Below are 14,376 nucleotides of genomic sequence, written 5' to 3'. Positions count from 1 at the left end.
CCCGTGGCTGCGAGAAGGTTCCTGGCCTATGCGACGGTCCCCTGAACGGGGGAAGAGGTGGCTAGGCTGTCGAGCGGAGCCGTGATGGTGCACACCACGCCTGTCGGCTCGTAGCGGAGTGTGACTTCGCCGCCGACACCGCCCGCCAAACCGCGTGTGATCAGCCGCGACCCGAAGCCTTTGTGCTTGGGCTCGGTCACAATCGGACCGCCGTGTTCCGACCAGCGCAAGGCCAGGCAGGCCGAGGTGTCCTCAGTCACAGTCCAGACCAAATTGACATGGCCCTGTTCGTTGGACAGCGCACCGTACTTGACCGCGTTGGTGGCGAGCTCGTGCAGGATCAGAGCCAAGGACAAGGCTGCTTGAGGGCTGAGGTGCACACGCGAGCCCTGGATGCGCAAGCGCTCCGGCTCGGAGGCGCGGTGAGCCTCGAGCACGCTATGAACCAGAGTTCCGATCTCGGCCTCCTCCGAGCTCTTCGTGATGAGGAGGTCCTGGGCCTTGCCCAGCGCGACCAGCCGCGCCGCCAGGGCCTCGCGAGCTACATCCATGGATGGCGCGCTGCGCAGGGTATGAGAGGCAATCGCCTGGACCATGGTCAACACGTTTTTCAAGCGATGGCCGAGCTCGCGATGAACGACCTCAAGCTCCTGCTCCGCCCGCTTGCGGCTGGTGATGTCGAGCATCGCGCCGATCATGCGCAGGGGCCGACCCGCCGCGTCACGCACCATATAGCCGCGGTCGAAGACCGTCGCGTAATGACCAGAGGCACACCGGAAGCGGTACTCGTGGCTCCATTCGTCCCCAGCCCCAGCGATGGCCGAGCGAATGTGGTCCTCGACCCTTTGGCGATCCTCCGGGTGGATCTGGGCCATCCGCCACTCGCCGCTCGGCTCGATTTCATGCGGGTTGTAGCCATAGGCCGTGTAGAGGGCCTCATTCCACCGGACATGGTTGCGCACGAGATCCCAGTCCCAGATGGCATCGTTGGTGGCGCGGGTGACAAGGCTGTAGCGCTCCACTGTCTCGCGCAGGGCGGCTTCAGCCTGTCGGCGATCCGTGATATCGCGTGAAATGGCCAAGAGCTTGCCCGGCTGACCGTCAGGGCCGGCAATGGGCGTCACTTGGACGTCCCACCAGCGCGGCGTGCCCTTGAGCGTTTTGGCCAAGCCGCTAAAGCGCCCGGTATCTCCGGCCCTGGCCGCCGCCATCGCCTTCTCAGCCACGGTACCGTCATCCTCCCAGAGGCTTGTCCACAGCCGGCCCTGGATGGCAGAGACGTCTTCCACCTCCATCCCCCGGAGACCGCCCTCGTTCATGAACTCGATCCGACCCTCAAGGTCGAGGACTTTGATGCAGTCGCCTGAACTGTCCAGAACGCCGCGCAGGAAGGCTTCGCTCTGGCGGGTTTTTTCCTCAGCCAGCCTCTGCTCGGTGCGGTCGCGCAGGATCTTGAGGTAGCCTTCGATGACATTGTTCTCGTCGTTGACGAGCGGCATCAGGGAGCCATTGGCCCAGAAGCGCTCGCCGCCCTTCCTGACGTGCCAGCGCTCGTCGGTCGCCCGGCCGTAGTCGCGCGCGATGGCCAACTCCTGAGCCGGGGCTTCCGCGTCCTGATCCTCAGGCGTGAAAAACAGGCTTGTGTTCTGTCCTAGCGCTTCAGCCTCGGACCAGCCCAGCACCTGCTCCGCCCCGCTGTTCCAACTGGTGATCCGCCCCTCGAGATCGAGAGTGATGATGGCATAGTCGGTCGCGCTCTCGAGCAGGCTCTCCAGGAAGCGCTCGCGGTCGGACTGGAGCAGCTTACGAAGTAAACGGGTCGGCATTCGCGTTCATGGATGACGGAGCCTCGGATGGTTGGGACTGTGGTTCGGCACCGTCGATCCCGAGTGCGTCCTTGCATTCCTGGACCTGCAGGAGCCTCAATGCAGCGCGGATGACTTCGCTGTTGTTCTGGTAACGCCCCGAGGCGACGCGCCCGGTGATGAAGCGTTCGAGTTCGAGGGTCAGCGAGACATTTATGGATTTGCGTATCGGCATGGAAGAAACCATGGCCATATTGGCAGCGCTGTGTCAAAGGCTGGTACAGCCCGGCTGTTACTGTATTGTCGCAGGGGACAGATACATCATTGTTCGAGAGCCTGCACAAGGCCCTGTCGGCCTCTCCTCTCTGGAACCTCAATGGAAGTATCTGGCTGAAATCCGGATGGGTGATACCTCGCACCGCTGCTCCGGCGGCTTAGCGGGCGGTGCGTCGACGGCCTCCTCTGGCCCGTCACCTTTGCTCAGCGTTGGACCGAGTTGCGTCTTGATGTAGACGTCAAACGCCTTCGGGTGATCGGGCCATAGATGGCCCAGGGCGCGCACATGCGTAACCGCTCTCCCTTGCGGCTGCGCTCGCGCAGGCGCGTCATCTTGGTGTTGACGTATGTCTCATTAAGAAACACCAATCGGTGCGGCTCCTGGCGCATGCGCGGCTGACGGTGGCCTCTCCAGACCTGATGCTCCTCACGCACATCGGCGCGTGCGCACTCCGCCGCCATCCGCGATTTTTATACGAGAACCCGCGCCGGCATAGAAAGCGCGAGAGCATCGCGGGAGCGGCAACGATCCCGTACCCGTCCAGCAAGCGGGCTGCGAGTTCGGGCATGGTGATGGCCGGCTAGGCCTCGACGGTCTGGATCAGGAAGGCCTCATAGGGCACTAGCTTGCCGCGTCCCGGCGGGCGGCCTTTCCGGGCCGGTGCAAGTGAGCCGAACCGCCGCTGGCGCTGCAGCAGCTTGATGGCACAGCTATCGCTGACCTCAAAGTGGCGCGCCGCCGCCCGGCAGGAGTGGCCGGCTTCCGCAAACGCCACCGCACGCACCCACAGATGAGAGAGTAGCTCTGGGTCATGATCCACCTCCTGGCCTCTCTAGGTCCCCGCTCGTCTACGAGCCCGTGTGGCGATCTCTTTCTCTGTCAACCGAGGCGTGGCCATCAAAAGTCTCCTCTCCATGAGTGAAGGAGATCGTGCAGATCCACTGTGACGGGATGGTGATGGACGTGCAGGGCGGGCGCTCAAGTGTCGAGGCTCATGACGTCTTTGCCGGAATCCCATGCGGTGTAGAAATCTCCGCTGCGATCAAGCACGTCGATGTTCGGACGCTTCATCTCCTCGTTCGAGTGAGCAGACGTCACAGCGAACTTCAGGGCATTCGTCCGACAACGAAAGGCGCCGAGATCCCGACTGCGGTGGATGACGGACCAGCGGTTGCCTCGATCAGCAACACAATACGCTTCGTGGGGCATTCCGGTTCCTCCGAAGGGGGACAGCCATCGAATCGTGAGAGAGCTTTGCGAGCCCAGCCATAGTGGGGCCAAGGCAATCCGGGAACTGCGGATTACCTATCCGAAGAGGCACCGGTGTCTGGCTCGACTGCCGTATCAGCAGGGCAGGGCACCAGTACGCTGCGCAGGCTATTTGGCGTCCTTCCGTCTGTCTTTGGCCGAGCCGTAATCTGGGAGAACGAAGCCTCGCCCTGCCTTGGCTCCCTGGGTGGGCGCCCTCATATAGACGAGCCGCCTATGCCAGGGGCACCAGCTGGATTCGGGACGAGTTGGGGCGCCGCAGAAGAGGGCCGCCGGGCCGTCGTCCGAGACGACGAAGCGGCACTGCCGCGCATGAAGCCTCAACAGGGTGGTTCGATCGCGAGGGGAAGGTTCAGGGATCTCTGCTTCCGGCATGATGGCGGGTTACTCGGTGATGGGTATAAGGCCCGAAAGGGAAAGTTCCTAAGTGTTTCCTATCCACTGTGCCTTTGCTGGTACAGCCAAAACATTGAAGATGCGGCAGGATCGCTGTCGATGGGCCTGTAGCTCAATGGTTAGAGCCGGCCGCTCATAACGGTCTGGTTGGGGGTTCAAGTCCCTCCGGGCCCACCACAAACCGGCCCATCCAAGCACAAGACCACCGCCTGGTGTATGCCGCTTGAGAGCCAAACCTGCCATCACGACCATGACTGATCCTCATCTCCTTCCGGAAATCGACCTCGTGGAGCACAACTGCTATCAGATTCGCTCCAGCCAAAGTGGCCTGGAATAATGGCCGTCGTAGCCCGGCCGCAGCAGTGCGCGACCCTGATCATGGCACCGGATCGTGAGGCAGTCATCGCTACGGCCTATGACAGGATTGAGCACCCGCTCAAGTCTGCTAAGAGCTCCTCATGACCTACAGCCTAATTCAACTTGCGCCTGGCGCCTATGACCTGCTCTTGACGGGCTGCAGGGACATTCGAGCGATCCAACCTCTGCCCGGAACAGAACCTGCCCAACTCACCCTGACCGGTTTCCTTTTGTCTGGTTCGAACGAACGGCGTGAAGAACTTGGTCATGCGAGGTCAAGCTAACGACGCCGCTGGATTTCACAGAGGTCTGAGACTTTCCGGCATCACTGCCGGTTCGCGGGAGGTGGGCTGCCCAGTCTCGCCCGTCGTCGACCTTCCCGATCATCTCATCGAGCCTGTGTGCCTTCCTGGGTACAGCCACCGTGCAACACGTGAGGCATTCTCTGGCTGTCCCGGTGTGGAGGGCTGGGGGGCAGGTCCTCGCTTGGACGCAGGTGAACGGCCTGCTCCCTTGACCGAGATGGAGCACACCTTCCGCAACCTGGAGGAAGTTCGGACCTGGCTCGGGGGAGCCGAGATCCAGAACGCCAGCAGTGACAGCAGGGCATAAGGAGCCTCGGTACATGCCAAAGAAGGCAGCCAATCTGGCTTTGTGGGTCAGCCGTGAGCAAGAGGGCAGAGATGAAGCCCTTGAGGCTTATCTCCTGGACCACGCCCCTGGCCTAAGAGAGTACTACACGGCTCAGCAGGACGCCTTCAGCCGATTGGAAGAAGATGCATACGTGCGCCATCCGGATCCGACGCCAGACAATATCGCTGCGGCTGAAACAGCGGAGGCTGCCCTCCCGTCCAGGAAGAGGACGGAGGTTCAACTGCGTCGAAGCTTTGCCCCTTTGGCGGTCCACCTTCCAAACGAGATCAAGCGTAAAAGGAAGCGCTTCGTGCAGCAGGGCCAACGGGCGTGGAACCGAGCCAACCCGATCCCCCTGACATGGGAGCTGGAACGAACGCTCACGGCAGAATTCATGAAGGCTTATGGGCACTGACTGCTCGTAGGGCTGCTCACAAGGATGAGGCATCACCGCGGGGTAACCCGACCCTTTAACTCTTTACATGCCACCACACCCTGCCATTGCTTGCGCAGGCAGGGATGCGGTTCTGTGTGGATCCAAGTCCAGCCTGGAGACGTCTTGTGAGTGATGACGTCAAGACCGCTGTCCAATCCTGGATGGCCGAGCCCCCGATGCGGGCTGTGCCGGACTATGTGAGCCGCGGCCGACGTCTCGAACACTCGCCGGAGGAGGCGCTGACAGGGGCATGGATTGGCTTGGTCCGCGCTTGGGCGAAAGCACCGGAGAAGGGACACGATCCCCGACGAGTGGACATTGAGGCTGAGTATTGCCTGCGAGGCCTGAAGCCTCCTTATGACCTCGTCAGGATGAGATGGAGACCATGATCCAGGCACCCGCAGGCGCCATCGAGGAGATGGACGCAATCGACCGGGGCCGGATCAACAGCGACATCCTCAACCTCCGCTCAGGCGAAACGTCCCGCAGGAATTGACCCCCCACCACGCCCTGCGCCTTCCTCGGGCTACCCGCGGACGTGGCGAAATTGGTAGACGCAAGGGACTTAAAATCCCTCGGGCTTGACCGTACGGGTTCGATTCCCGTCATTCGCCCATTCTCATCTTGGCAAAGACCCAGTATGAGGATGCCCTGGACCTGTAGCTCAATGGTGAGAGCCGGCCGCTCATAACGGTCTGGTTGGGGGTTCAAGTCCCTCTAGGCCCACCACGTGTGGGTGTGGCGGAATTGGTAGGCGCACTGGATTTAGGTTCCAGCGGCGCAAGCTGTGGGGGTTCGCGTCCCTCCGCCCGCACCATCAATTCGCTACACCACACTCTGCCTCTGCTGACATGGGCAGGGATGAGGCTTCGCTATTCACGAGACAGGCCAACCAGAGGAAAGAGTTCATGTCTGACCAGACACCCCCTCCATCCCAGGCTCAAGCACCTGCCGAACAACTTCCGTTCACCAGAGAGCAGGCCCTTGCCCGCCTCACTGTCCTGGAGACACTGGCCATCAACAACGCAGTCGTCTTGCTCGGCATGATTGCGGATGCCCAGGGACTGACTGACGCTGCTATCGAGAAGCATCTTAACCTCCTTCGCGACACCACCGTCCAGGGAGTGGCACGGCTGGGGTCTGAAGCAATTACGAGCGTCAGCGCGGAGTATGCCGACGCTGTGTTCAAGGTCGTCTTCAACAAGGTCAAGGAGAGCCGAGAAGCTCGCCAGCAGGCCAGCCGCGCAGACCAGATGCAGTAACGGGAACACAAGATGAGCGAGCAAACAGGCACCCCCTTCAACCAGGGACCATTAACCCCGGAGAATGTCACAGCTCGGATCCTCGTGCTTGAGCACCTCCTTCTGAACGTCGCCGGAAACTTGGAAGCAGTGGCGGCGCGTCATCATGGATTGACACTGGACGGAGTCAGGAACCGTCTCGAGACAATCCTTGGAGAAATGCTCGGTGGTCTCTTGGAGACGAACCGAGGCGCATTCGATGCAGGGCTGCCGTACGCGGAGACGGTGATCCAGAAGCTATTTGGCGGTGTGAAGATAATGTTGGAGGCCTCCCACAAGGTGGGGACACCACCATCCTCCACGACAGCAGCCAAGAAGATCAACTGACCTGCACAGCAAGGGGCATTCATTTAAACGACAATGAGGTTAAGGCCGGATTTCACTCCTGGCTTGCCGAAGGCCGGATGCCGTTGGTTCAGGATTATGCCAGCCGGGGGAGGAGCCTTGAGAATGTCCCCACAGACGAGCTCCGTGGAGAATGGGTCGCCCTCATGCGCTTGGGTCACCTACCCCCATGAAGTCCGCAACCCTCAAAGAGCGGACATCGAGTCCGAGTTCACTCTCCGGGGTCTGGAACCACCCTATGAGATAGTTGTGGACGAGTTCGAGGCCGTTACTCGTTTCATATCAGAGGCCATGGAGAACATGGACGAGGCCGAGAAGGACAGGATCAATACCCAGATAGCGGATGAGCTTGTCGACTTTCTTTCTGGGGAGCAATCCCGGCACAATTGAACCGCTTCACCATACCCCGCCATCCGCTGACGCGGGCGGGGATGAGATTACGCTTGGAGACTGACATTGATGGGAGGAGGTGGCGCCTTCCCCACCGGTCCGGGAGCGGTTCGGAACTGGTAGAGAACTGAAACCACGAGGAGACGAGTCCATGCACGTGTTCGGAGCCTTTGAGTTGGAAATCCAGCCCGGCACCCCAGACAATCCGGCATCCGTCAGAGTTGCCCTCCTACGCTACACCCGGGGTGAGGATGGACGTCTGTTCGTCACGCCGGAGTGCAGTTCCTTCGAGGAGGTGGAGGGACAACTCAATTCCCTGCAAGACGAGCTGGACGAGATCCGAGAACGAGCCCGGCGAGCGTTCCAAGTTGCATAAGGTGGAGAACCCTGATGACCGTCTGGGCTTGGACCGACGCCGTCTTCACTTGGATCGCAGGGAAAGCACCTGTTGGAACTGCCGGAGCTGCGGTTGTTGACGCCGACATCGCCGTGAAGGGCTACCACAAGTGGCTTCCTGAAACTGTAGGGAAAAGGAAAATCGAACTGGCTGAGGACGTCCTAGCCGACTTTCATCAGGTACGGGACATCATCGCATGGGCACGCAACCCTGGAGGCTTCGGTGGCGAGGGCGGCACCCGCCTGTCGGCCGAAGGAGAGGATCCAGACGAGAAGTCGATGAAGGACAGCTATCACCGGACCCGCGAGCGCCTGCATGCGGAAGCGGAAGTCTTTTCCAGGCTGCAATCGAAGAAATATCGCGCCATAGCCTATTTCGGGCCGGATGGGGCCAAACCATTCCAAGACCTCAAGGAGAACCGTTCTTGTTGCCCCCGAAAGATCGGACAGGATCATCCCGGTTTGCGTGAGGCAATGAACTCACGCGGGGAACGATAACCGAGCGCCTTGTGCGGGTGAAGGCTGTTGTAGTGCTCGAACCACAACGGCAGGCTCTCCATCACCGTCCGGGCATCCGGGATCGGGCTGACCCGGACGTAATCGCGCTTGATCGTATGCACGAAGGCTTCCGCCATGCCATTGCTCTGTGGGCTCCGCACGGGTGTGGTCCTCGGCTCGAGGCCCATCTCTCGTGCCAGGCTCTTCGTCTCATGGGCGATGTAACTCGAGCCGTTGTCGGAGAGCCATTCGATGGTCTCTGGCAGTTGGTTCACCGGCCCGAAGCGGTACTCGACCGCGGTGATCATCAGGTCCTGCACGTCCTCGCCCTTGATCCCCTCGGTTGTGGCCACATGCCCCAGCACCTCCCGGTCACAGCAGTCGAGGGCAAACGCCACCCGCACCTTCTCACCATTGTCACAGCCGATCTCGAACCCGTCCGAGCACCAGCGCAGGTTGGAGCCCTCCACGGCCACGCGCCCGTCGTGCCGGCGCGCCTCGGCCCCGCCGGCATGGCGCTGCAGCAGGAGACCGTGAGCCTTCATGACCCGGTAGACGCGCTTGTGGTTGGGAAGCGGTTGGCCCTGCTCGCGGGCCTGGCGGACCAGAAGAGCGTGCACGCGGCGGTAGCCATAGGTCGGCAGGCTGCCGATGATGGCCTTGATTGCCGCCACCAGGTCCTCGTCCGGCCGAGGAGCACGGCCCCGGCGCTGTGTGGGCCGCCCTGCCAACTGCTCGGCGATGTTAGAACGGGCGACCTGAAGGGTAGAGCAGACGGCGCTCATCGCGAAGTGCCCTTGGGCCACGACAGCGAGCGCAACAGCTGCTTTTTGGCCCGGTGGCGACCTCCAGCGCCTCCTTGAGGATCTCGGCCTCAAGCGTCTTCTTACCGAGCAGGCGCTGCAGCTCGCGGATCTGGTTCTGCAGGGCGCGGTACTCGGAGGCGGCCACCACCTCTTCCTGAGCGCTGGTGGCGGTCAGCGCTCCTTGGGCAGCAAGCTTGCGCCAGCGGAAGAGCTGGTTGGGGGCCACCCCATGCCGGCGGGCGACCAAGCTCACCGTGGCATCAGGTTCGTAGGTCTCCTGGACGATGGAAAGCTTCTCAGAGGCGGTCCAGTGGCGGCGGCGTTGCGGTCCGTCAAGGACCTCGATCTTGGGGGAAGAACCAGTCATAGGCCTAACACTACTCCTATCTCTTAGCGAAGTGGGAGATCGTGTCCGGTCAATTCGGGGGCTACTCCAACGTAGCATCATCAGACGGCTTGAAGTCCTGGAGGAAAATGCTCCGAAGGATACGGGCAAGTGGCATGTGATCCTCGTGGCCAGTGACGAGGAGGAGGAGCAGGCCGCAGCCCTGAAGGCCTCCCCAAAGTGGACTGAGGGTGACAACCTGATGGTCATTCGGCTGGTGGGGGTTGAAGTCCCCGAGGTGGCGCAATGAGCCGGACGCGTTCATAGCTGCCGATGTCTAACGACGCATGCGTCAGCTAGTTTATCTTTATGCTCGCTGGTGTGATCTGGGGGCGGAAAGTTGGCTCATCCTGGGGCTTTGATGCGACCACAGGAGAGGGCCCCAACTTCGGGAGAATGGGTGCCGCAATGATACCAGCGACGAGGGCGAATGCTGCGATTGCAAGCCCTACCCGTCCATAGGCAGCCACCAGATCCTTGCGCGTCATGCGAAGCCTTGAGCTCGTTGAGACTGCGCGGACCGTAACCGTTTCCAAGGGATTAGCAAGTGTCCGTGCCGGCTGGGTGCCCCTATCCCACCCGGCTCTCTCCCCATTACTACGGGTTTTTATAACGAGTGCACGTGGCTTTGAATCGGTTGCTCAGAGTGTGAGGGAAGGCCCCGGGCACCCAAGAAATTTGATTCAATAACCTAGTGTTGTGACTCTAACGCTTGTTTCGCACGGGCGACCTTTTCCAGGATAGCCGAGGCCGGGGCCGTCCAGACAAAGGGTTTGGGATCCGCATTGTGGTGCTCCAGGTAGTCCATGATCGCACTCTCCAGATCGGGCACGCTCGTGAAGGCGCCCCGCCGAATGCGCTCCTGCGTGATCAGGGCAAAGAACCGCTCAACTTGGTTGAGCCATGAGGCCGAGGTCGGCGTGAAGTGCAGGTGGAAGCGCGGATGCTTCTCGAGCCAAGCCTTCACCTTCGGGTGCTTGTGGGTCGCATAATTGTCCACGATCAGGTGCAGGTCGAGGCGCTTGTCCGTGTTCCGATCGATGACACGCAGGAAGCGCAGAAACTCCTGATGGCGATGGCGCTTCATGCAGGTGCCCAGGACCGTGCCGGTCGCCACATCCAGAGCCGCAAACAAGGTTGTGGTCCCGTGGCGTTTATAGTCGTGGGTCATGGTCCCGAGCCGCCCCTTCTTCAGCGGCAGACCGGGCTGGGTGCGGTCGAGCGCCTGAATCTGGCTCTTCTCGTCGACCGCGAGAACCAGGGCCTTGTCCGGCGGATCGAGGTAGAGGCCAACCACGTCCTGGACTTTCTCGACGAAGCGCTTGTCGGTGGACAACTTGAACGTCTTGATCAGGTGCGGCTTGAGACCGTGCGCGTGCCAGATCCGCTGCACGCTGGTGTGGGACAGGCCTGTGACAGCGGCCATCGAGCGCACGCTCCACTGGGTCGCTCGCGGCGGCTTCTCATGCAGGGTCATGGCGACAACCCGCTGGATCACCGCTGCGGTCAGGGGCTTGCGCCCTGGCGGGCGGGTGGCGTCCTTGAGAAGCCCGTCGACGCCCGCCTGCGCATAGCGGCGGCGCCAGCGCCGCATCGTTAGAAGGCTCGTGCCAACGCGGGCAGCCACCTCGGTGGCACGCAGGCCCTCGCCCGTCAGCAAAACGATCCGAGCCCGCCAGACGACCTTCTGGGGCGTGTTGCGGTCACCGACCAAGCTCTCCAAGCGATCCCGATCAGCGGCGGGAACCTCAATGCGTTCGATCTTGCCCATCAGAGCAGGATCGCACGTCGGATCGAATTTCGGAATCGCTCGTCAGTGACAGAACACTAGCGGCTCACAAACGTCGTCTGAAATTGGAGCGGAGTGAGCTTGGTGGGGCAACAATCCATCGGGGCGTTTGATCGCGCATCACTGCTAAGCAGTGCATCGCGTTCGCCGGGATCGAGCAGGGCAGGGGAATTTCCGAAGCCACCTTCCATGGGCAGGTAACTTCAGATCCCAAATCCTCAGAGTCTCAAGCCAAGATGTCTATGCTCCTCCAAAATCGGGAATCTCAAGCAAACATGCTCCGCAACAATCGACCCGAAGATGTACAGGCCCAACGTGGTGACTTGGCCGAGGGACGTCCAGAGTCTCGGCTCGAGGGTTTAGGGTCGAGCGATCCGGAACAACCAGATTCGGACCGCAGAGGTGGAGGATTGAGCCGATCAGCCCATCAGTTTGGCGCAGCGCCAGCCGCAACACCGCCCGCAGCGTTAGTGCCATCTCGATCGCCAGGGCCGAATAACGGGCTGACCGCCTCACGTCGGCGAGGCTCAGCCTGCCACGCCGCAGTGGCTCGGTCGATCAACCAGATTGTCAGACCGCCCCTCTGACGCAGACCCGCATCGTACTCCGCCCAGTTTGTCACCAGGTGTCGCGGCCTCGGAATATGGTAACGGCGACAGGCGTTAGCCTAGAAGTACACCGCGGACATCCGAGAGCACGAAAAGGAGCCCGATCTCCTATCGTACCGACTCCAGGTACTAACCCTGCCGATCCGTGCAACAAGGTGGATCATCACTCTTAAGGATCATTTGGACAACTTTTAATAAGTAAATCTGCTTTCTTGCGATTGAAGAACATTCAAGAAATAGGTGATCACGGAACCTGTTTTGCAGCACGTGCAATTCACCGAATACGGTTTCGGCACACCAGTCAGAACTCGGGAGTCGTCAAATGGCAGGAGGAGTTGGAGCTAGCTCAGCAGGTGCCAGTCCCACTGGAATGGATGAAGCCCTTGCTAATCGCTACATGGCCTTGCTCACGTCTTATGATGCTGGAGGACAAGGTTTGCTGGCCAACATAAAGGGCACCCTGATCCGCCAAGTCGGCAGGGGCGTGAATTTGCGGCCGGATGCAGCCCTTATTCTACTCACGCTATACGATCAGATGATACTGCGCCCCTATATGGGCCATTTCCCCCTTATGCCAGAAGGCGATTTGCCACTACCTAATGCAACGAGGGCTATTCCTGACTTTTCAGAAGACGTCCTAAAGAGTCTCGACAGGATCCTCGATGAGCTTAGGGGCAGCAAGAGCGGCGAGCCGGTTTCGTCTCACGAGGTTCTGAGAGCGATCGAGGGGCTATGGAGTGAACTGAGTGCCGTCTTCTTGTGGAGTTAGATAATGGCCGCTTTTGACGCTTCACTCGCGATCACAGCGCTCAATGGCGCCCGAACCGGACTCGGAGCTACTGATCCGGAGCGGGATGCGTACTTAGCAGAAGCCAAGAAACGGCTCGAAGCTCTTCGTACCCCTGAGGATAAACGAGAAGCAGTCAAGCTCGCAGTCGAGACAGGAAAGATGATTTTGACCATCAGCATTGCAATGCTGGTGGCGACGGGAACCTTCGTCCAGTTCGCGCGCACAAGTGGACTTCCTTGGGCTTCACTTCCGATCTTTGCATTTGGTGTGGCCGTTGTCGCGCAAGTAATCAGTATGTGGGCTGGCTTTTATTCGATTAGCAGGATCTACAAGCGAGCCGAGGGGCGTGAGCAAATTGGTGAGCCTCCGTGGTCTACAGAGCCGGTGACCAGACCGCTGAACTTGCAGGCTTGGATGGGCTTAATCGGCCTCGCCGCGCTGGTGGTTGGCCTCATAACCTGGGCTATGTCCGCTGCAGCACCGCAAGCCGCTGTTAGCATTAACATCCCCGGTTCTCCTGGTACAACCGCGCCCGCAGGTCCGCTCTTGATCGAGGGAGCATGGACTGACCTCAAATTAACGACTGCCTCGAAGCAGGAACTCAAGCTTCCGGCAACCTCTCAGCCGATTGAACTCATGTGCAAATAGGGGCTCCTCTAAGCTGATGACGACAGCTCTGTTGTATCAACCTTGCAAGCCGCGCGATCTAGTCGTTGCCCAAGCCGGTACACACGCTATGGATTGTGCCTCACGGAGTTATTGATCCGGCCCTCATTGTCTTGATCTTGGATCATGCGGCATAGCGGACTGGTTTATGGTGGAAGTAGCTTCTGACGCGCGCAGGCAATTTGGACAGCCTGCGCATGTGGCTGACGGTCGCCCGCTTGAGCTGCTGTTTGCTGCGCACGGGCGCCTTGCGGGTGACGGCCTGCTTCAGGTCGGCGTTCAGGCCCTCGTCCGGGTTCAGTTCCGGACTGTAGGCAGGCAGGTAGAAGACCTCGATCTTGGTCCTGTGCGCGGCCAGCCAGTCGCGGATCTGGCCGGCCCGGTGCACCTGCAGCCGATCCAGAATCAAGAACACCTTGCGCCGGATGTCCCGGATCAGGCGCTGGAGGAAGCGGATCAAGGCCGCGGCGTTCACTGCCCCATCAAGAACCATCCAGCGCAATGCGCCGCGGTTGCTCACGGCAGAGATCAGGCTCAGCCCGGCCCGCCGATGGCAGACCCGGACCACCGGCGTCCGGCCCCGCGGCGCGTAGCCGCGACCGCGCACGTCATCCGAGCGCAGACCGGTTTCGTCGCCCCAGAAGATGGTGCCGTGCGCCCGGCGGGCCGCCGCCACGATAGCCGGGTACTCCCGTCGCAGCCAGCACCGCACTGCGGCTGGGTTCTGTTCATAAGCGCGCCGCAACGGCTTCTGGGCCGTAAAGCCCCAGCGCGCCAGGTATTTGCCCACAGTCCGTATGGCCAGCACGACCCCGCAGCGCTGCCGGATCAGCTCGCGCACCGCCGCCCGGCTCCACAAGGCAAACGGCAAGTCCAACTCGTCCGGCGTATGCCGGCAGATCAGCCATCGCACCGCTGCCTCCTGGGCCGCATTCAGTAGCCGCTGCTCATCCGGCTTGCGCCCGCGCGGCTTACTCACCAATCCCTTCGCGCCCTCCGCCGCGAACCGCTTGCAGATGTCGAACACTCCGGTCGGCGAGAGCCCAACCTGCTTCGCGATCGCTCCGTAGGTCAGCCCGCGCTGCCGCAGCCCAATCACTTGCCGCCGACGCTCCTCTTGGGCCGCCGCAGGCAGCTTGCGCATGTCCACGTGCTTCATGCCGATCAAACTGGAGCTATCTGAGACTCCTTCAAGACAATGAGGGCCGGATCAATAGTGCAATGAGGCC

The 14,376-nt window shown here is 61.0% G+C and carries 17 protein-coding genes and 4 tRNA genes; 12 read left to right on the top strand and 9 right to left on the bottom strand.

Annotated features, from left to right (window positions below; all coding sequences use genetic code 11):
* Window positions 1-26: 26 nt before the first annotated feature.
* The 5 genes from ACD578_RS28765 to ACD578_RS28745 all read right to left on the bottom strand — a co-directional run bounded on the left by ACD578_RS28765 (window position 27) and on the right by ACD578_RS28745 (window position 3,726).
* Window positions 27-1,826 carry a PAS domain S-box protein gene (locus tag ACD578_RS28765; RefSeq protein ID WP_404294293.1) on the bottom strand — a complete coding sequence of 600 codons (1,800 nt, stop codon included), beginning with the start codon at window positions 1,824-1,826 and terminating at the stop codon, window positions 27-29.
* Window positions 1,804-2,040 (bottom strand): type II toxin-antitoxin system ParD family antitoxin, encoded by a 237-nt coding sequence (locus tag ACD578_RS28760; protein ID WP_404294291.1) that lies wholly within the window; start codon window positions 2,038-2,040, stop codon window positions 1,804-1,806. Before ACD578_RS28760 ends, ACD578_RS28765 begins: the two co-directional genes overlap by 23 nt.
* Before the next feature lie 622 nt (window positions 2,041-2,662).
* Window positions 2,663-2,902: a hypothetical protein gene (locus ACD578_RS28755; RefSeq protein ID WP_404294288.1), complete on the bottom strand. Its 240-nt coding sequence runs from the start codon at window positions 2,900-2,902 to the stop codon at window positions 2,663-2,665.
* Between the two features lie 158 nt (window positions 2,903-3,060).
* Complete coding sequence (locus ACD578_RS28750) at window positions 3,061-3,291, bottom strand: hypothetical protein (protein WP_404294286.1); 231 nt, start codon at window positions 3,289-3,291, stop codon at window positions 3,061-3,063.
* Between the two features lie 168 nt (window positions 3,292-3,459).
* Window positions 3,460-3,726, bottom strand: a complete 267-nt coding sequence (locus tag ACD578_RS28745; protein ID WP_404294285.1) for a GcrA family cell cycle regulator — start codon at window positions 3,724-3,726, stop codon at window positions 3,460-3,462.
* Between the two features lie 122 nt (window positions 3,727-3,848).
* Between ACD578_RS28745 and ACD578_RS28740 the strand changes: the two genes are divergently transcribed.
* From ACD578_RS28740 to ACD578_RS28695, 10 genes are all read left to right on the top strand, one after another.
* Window positions 3,849-3,924: transfer RNA gene (locus ACD578_RS28740), tRNA-Ile, on the top strand.
* 805 nt (window positions 3,925-4,729) lie between these two features.
* A complete protein-coding gene (locus ACD578_RS28735; protein WP_404294284.1) occupies window positions 4,730-5,152 on the top strand; it encodes a hypothetical protein in 423 nt (140 codons plus the stop codon).
* Window positions 5,153-5,705: 553 nt separating this feature from the next.
* Window positions 5,706-5,787, top strand: a tRNA-Leu gene (locus ACD578_RS28730).
* A 39-nt stretch (window positions 5,788-5,826) separates the two neighbouring features.
* A tRNA-Ile gene (locus tag ACD578_RS28725) sits at window positions 5,827-5,902 on the top strand.
* A 3-nt stretch (window positions 5,903-5,905) separates the two neighbouring features.
* Window positions 5,906-5,990, top strand: a tRNA-Leu gene (locus tag ACD578_RS28720).
* Window positions 5,991-6,081: 91 nt separating this feature from the next.
* Window positions 6,082-6,435: a hypothetical protein gene (locus tag ACD578_RS28715; protein ID WP_404294282.1), complete on the top strand. Its 354-nt coding sequence runs from the start codon at window positions 6,082-6,084 to the stop codon at window positions 6,433-6,435.
* Between the two features lie 12 nt (window positions 6,436-6,447).
* Window positions 6,448-6,801 (top strand): hypothetical protein, encoded by a 354-nt coding sequence (locus tag ACD578_RS28710; RefSeq protein ID WP_404294281.1) that lies wholly within the window; start codon window positions 6,448-6,450, stop codon window positions 6,799-6,801.
* A gap of 123 nt (window positions 6,802-6,924) precedes the next feature.
* Entirely contained in the window at window positions 6,925-7,209 is a 285-nt protein-coding gene (locus ACD578_RS28705) for a hypothetical protein (RefSeq protein WP_404294279.1), read from the top strand.
* Between the two features lie 151 nt (window positions 7,210-7,360).
* Window positions 7,361-7,585 (top strand): hypothetical protein, encoded by a 225-nt coding sequence (locus ACD578_RS28700; RefSeq protein ID WP_404294277.1) that lies wholly within the window; start codon window positions 7,361-7,363, stop codon window positions 7,583-7,585.
* Between the two features lie 14 nt (window positions 7,586-7,599).
* Window positions 7,600-8,103, top strand: coding sequence for a hypothetical protein (locus tag ACD578_RS28695; protein WP_404294276.1), 504 nt, complete (start codon window positions 7,600-7,602; stop codon window positions 8,101-8,103).
* Here the strand turns inward: ACD578_RS28695 and ACD578_RS28690 are convergent.
* The 3 genes from ACD578_RS28690 to ACD578_RS28680 all read right to left on the bottom strand — a co-directional run bounded on the left by ACD578_RS28690 (window position 8,058) and on the right by ACD578_RS28680 (window position 11,560).
* Window positions 8,058-9,276 (bottom strand): IS3 family transposase gene (locus ACD578_RS28690; RefSeq protein WP_404294274.1). Its coding sequence is split into 2 segments (ribosomal slippage): window positions 8,058-8,934 and window positions 8,933-9,276, totalling 1,221 coding nucleotides; the frame shifts between segments, so codons are not numbered across the junction. The two genes, ACD578_RS28695 and ACD578_RS28690, sit on opposite strands and share 46 nt — an antisense overlap.
* 709 nt (window positions 9,277-9,985) lie before the next feature.
* Window positions 9,986-11,065: an IS630 family transposase gene (locus tag ACD578_RS28685; RefSeq protein ID WP_404294272.1), complete on the bottom strand. Its 1,080-nt coding sequence runs from the start codon at window positions 11,063-11,065 to the stop codon at window positions 9,986-9,988.
* Window positions 11,066-11,323: 258 nt separating this feature from the next.
* Complete coding sequence (locus ACD578_RS28680; RefSeq protein ID WP_404294270.1) at window positions 11,324-11,560, bottom strand: transposase; 237 nt, start codon at window positions 11,558-11,560, stop codon at window positions 11,324-11,326.
* Between the two features lie 501 nt (window positions 11,561-12,061).
* Between ACD578_RS28680 and ACD578_RS28675 the strand changes: the two genes are divergently transcribed.
* Entirely contained in the window at window positions 12,062-12,460 is a 399-nt protein-coding gene (locus ACD578_RS28675) for a hypothetical protein (protein WP_404294269.1), read from the top strand.
* A gap of 3 nt (window positions 12,461-12,463) precedes the next feature.
* Window positions 12,464-13,129 carry a hypothetical protein gene (locus tag ACD578_RS28670; RefSeq protein ID WP_404294268.1) on the top strand — a complete coding sequence of 222 codons (666 nt, stop codon included), beginning with the start codon at window positions 12,464-12,466 and terminating at the stop codon, window positions 13,127-13,129.
* A gap of 142 nt (window positions 13,130-13,271) precedes the next feature.
* Here the strand turns inward: ACD578_RS28670 and ACD578_RS28665 are convergent, their stop codons facing one another.
* Window positions 13,272-14,306, bottom strand: a complete 1,035-nt coding sequence (locus ACD578_RS28665) for an IS630 family transposase (RefSeq protein ID WP_404295511.1) — start codon at window positions 14,304-14,306, stop codon at window positions 13,272-13,274.
* Between the last annotated feature and the right edge of the window lie 70 nt (window positions 14,307-14,376).

The sequence above is a fragment of the Microvirga sp. RSM25 genome, assembly GCF_044784385.1.
GTDB classification, from domain to species: domain Bacteria; phylum Pseudomonadota; class Alphaproteobacteria; order Rhizobiales; family Beijerinckiaceae; genus Microvirga; species Microvirga tunisiensis.
This window is presented reverse-complemented; position numbering and strand designations above follow the sequence as displayed.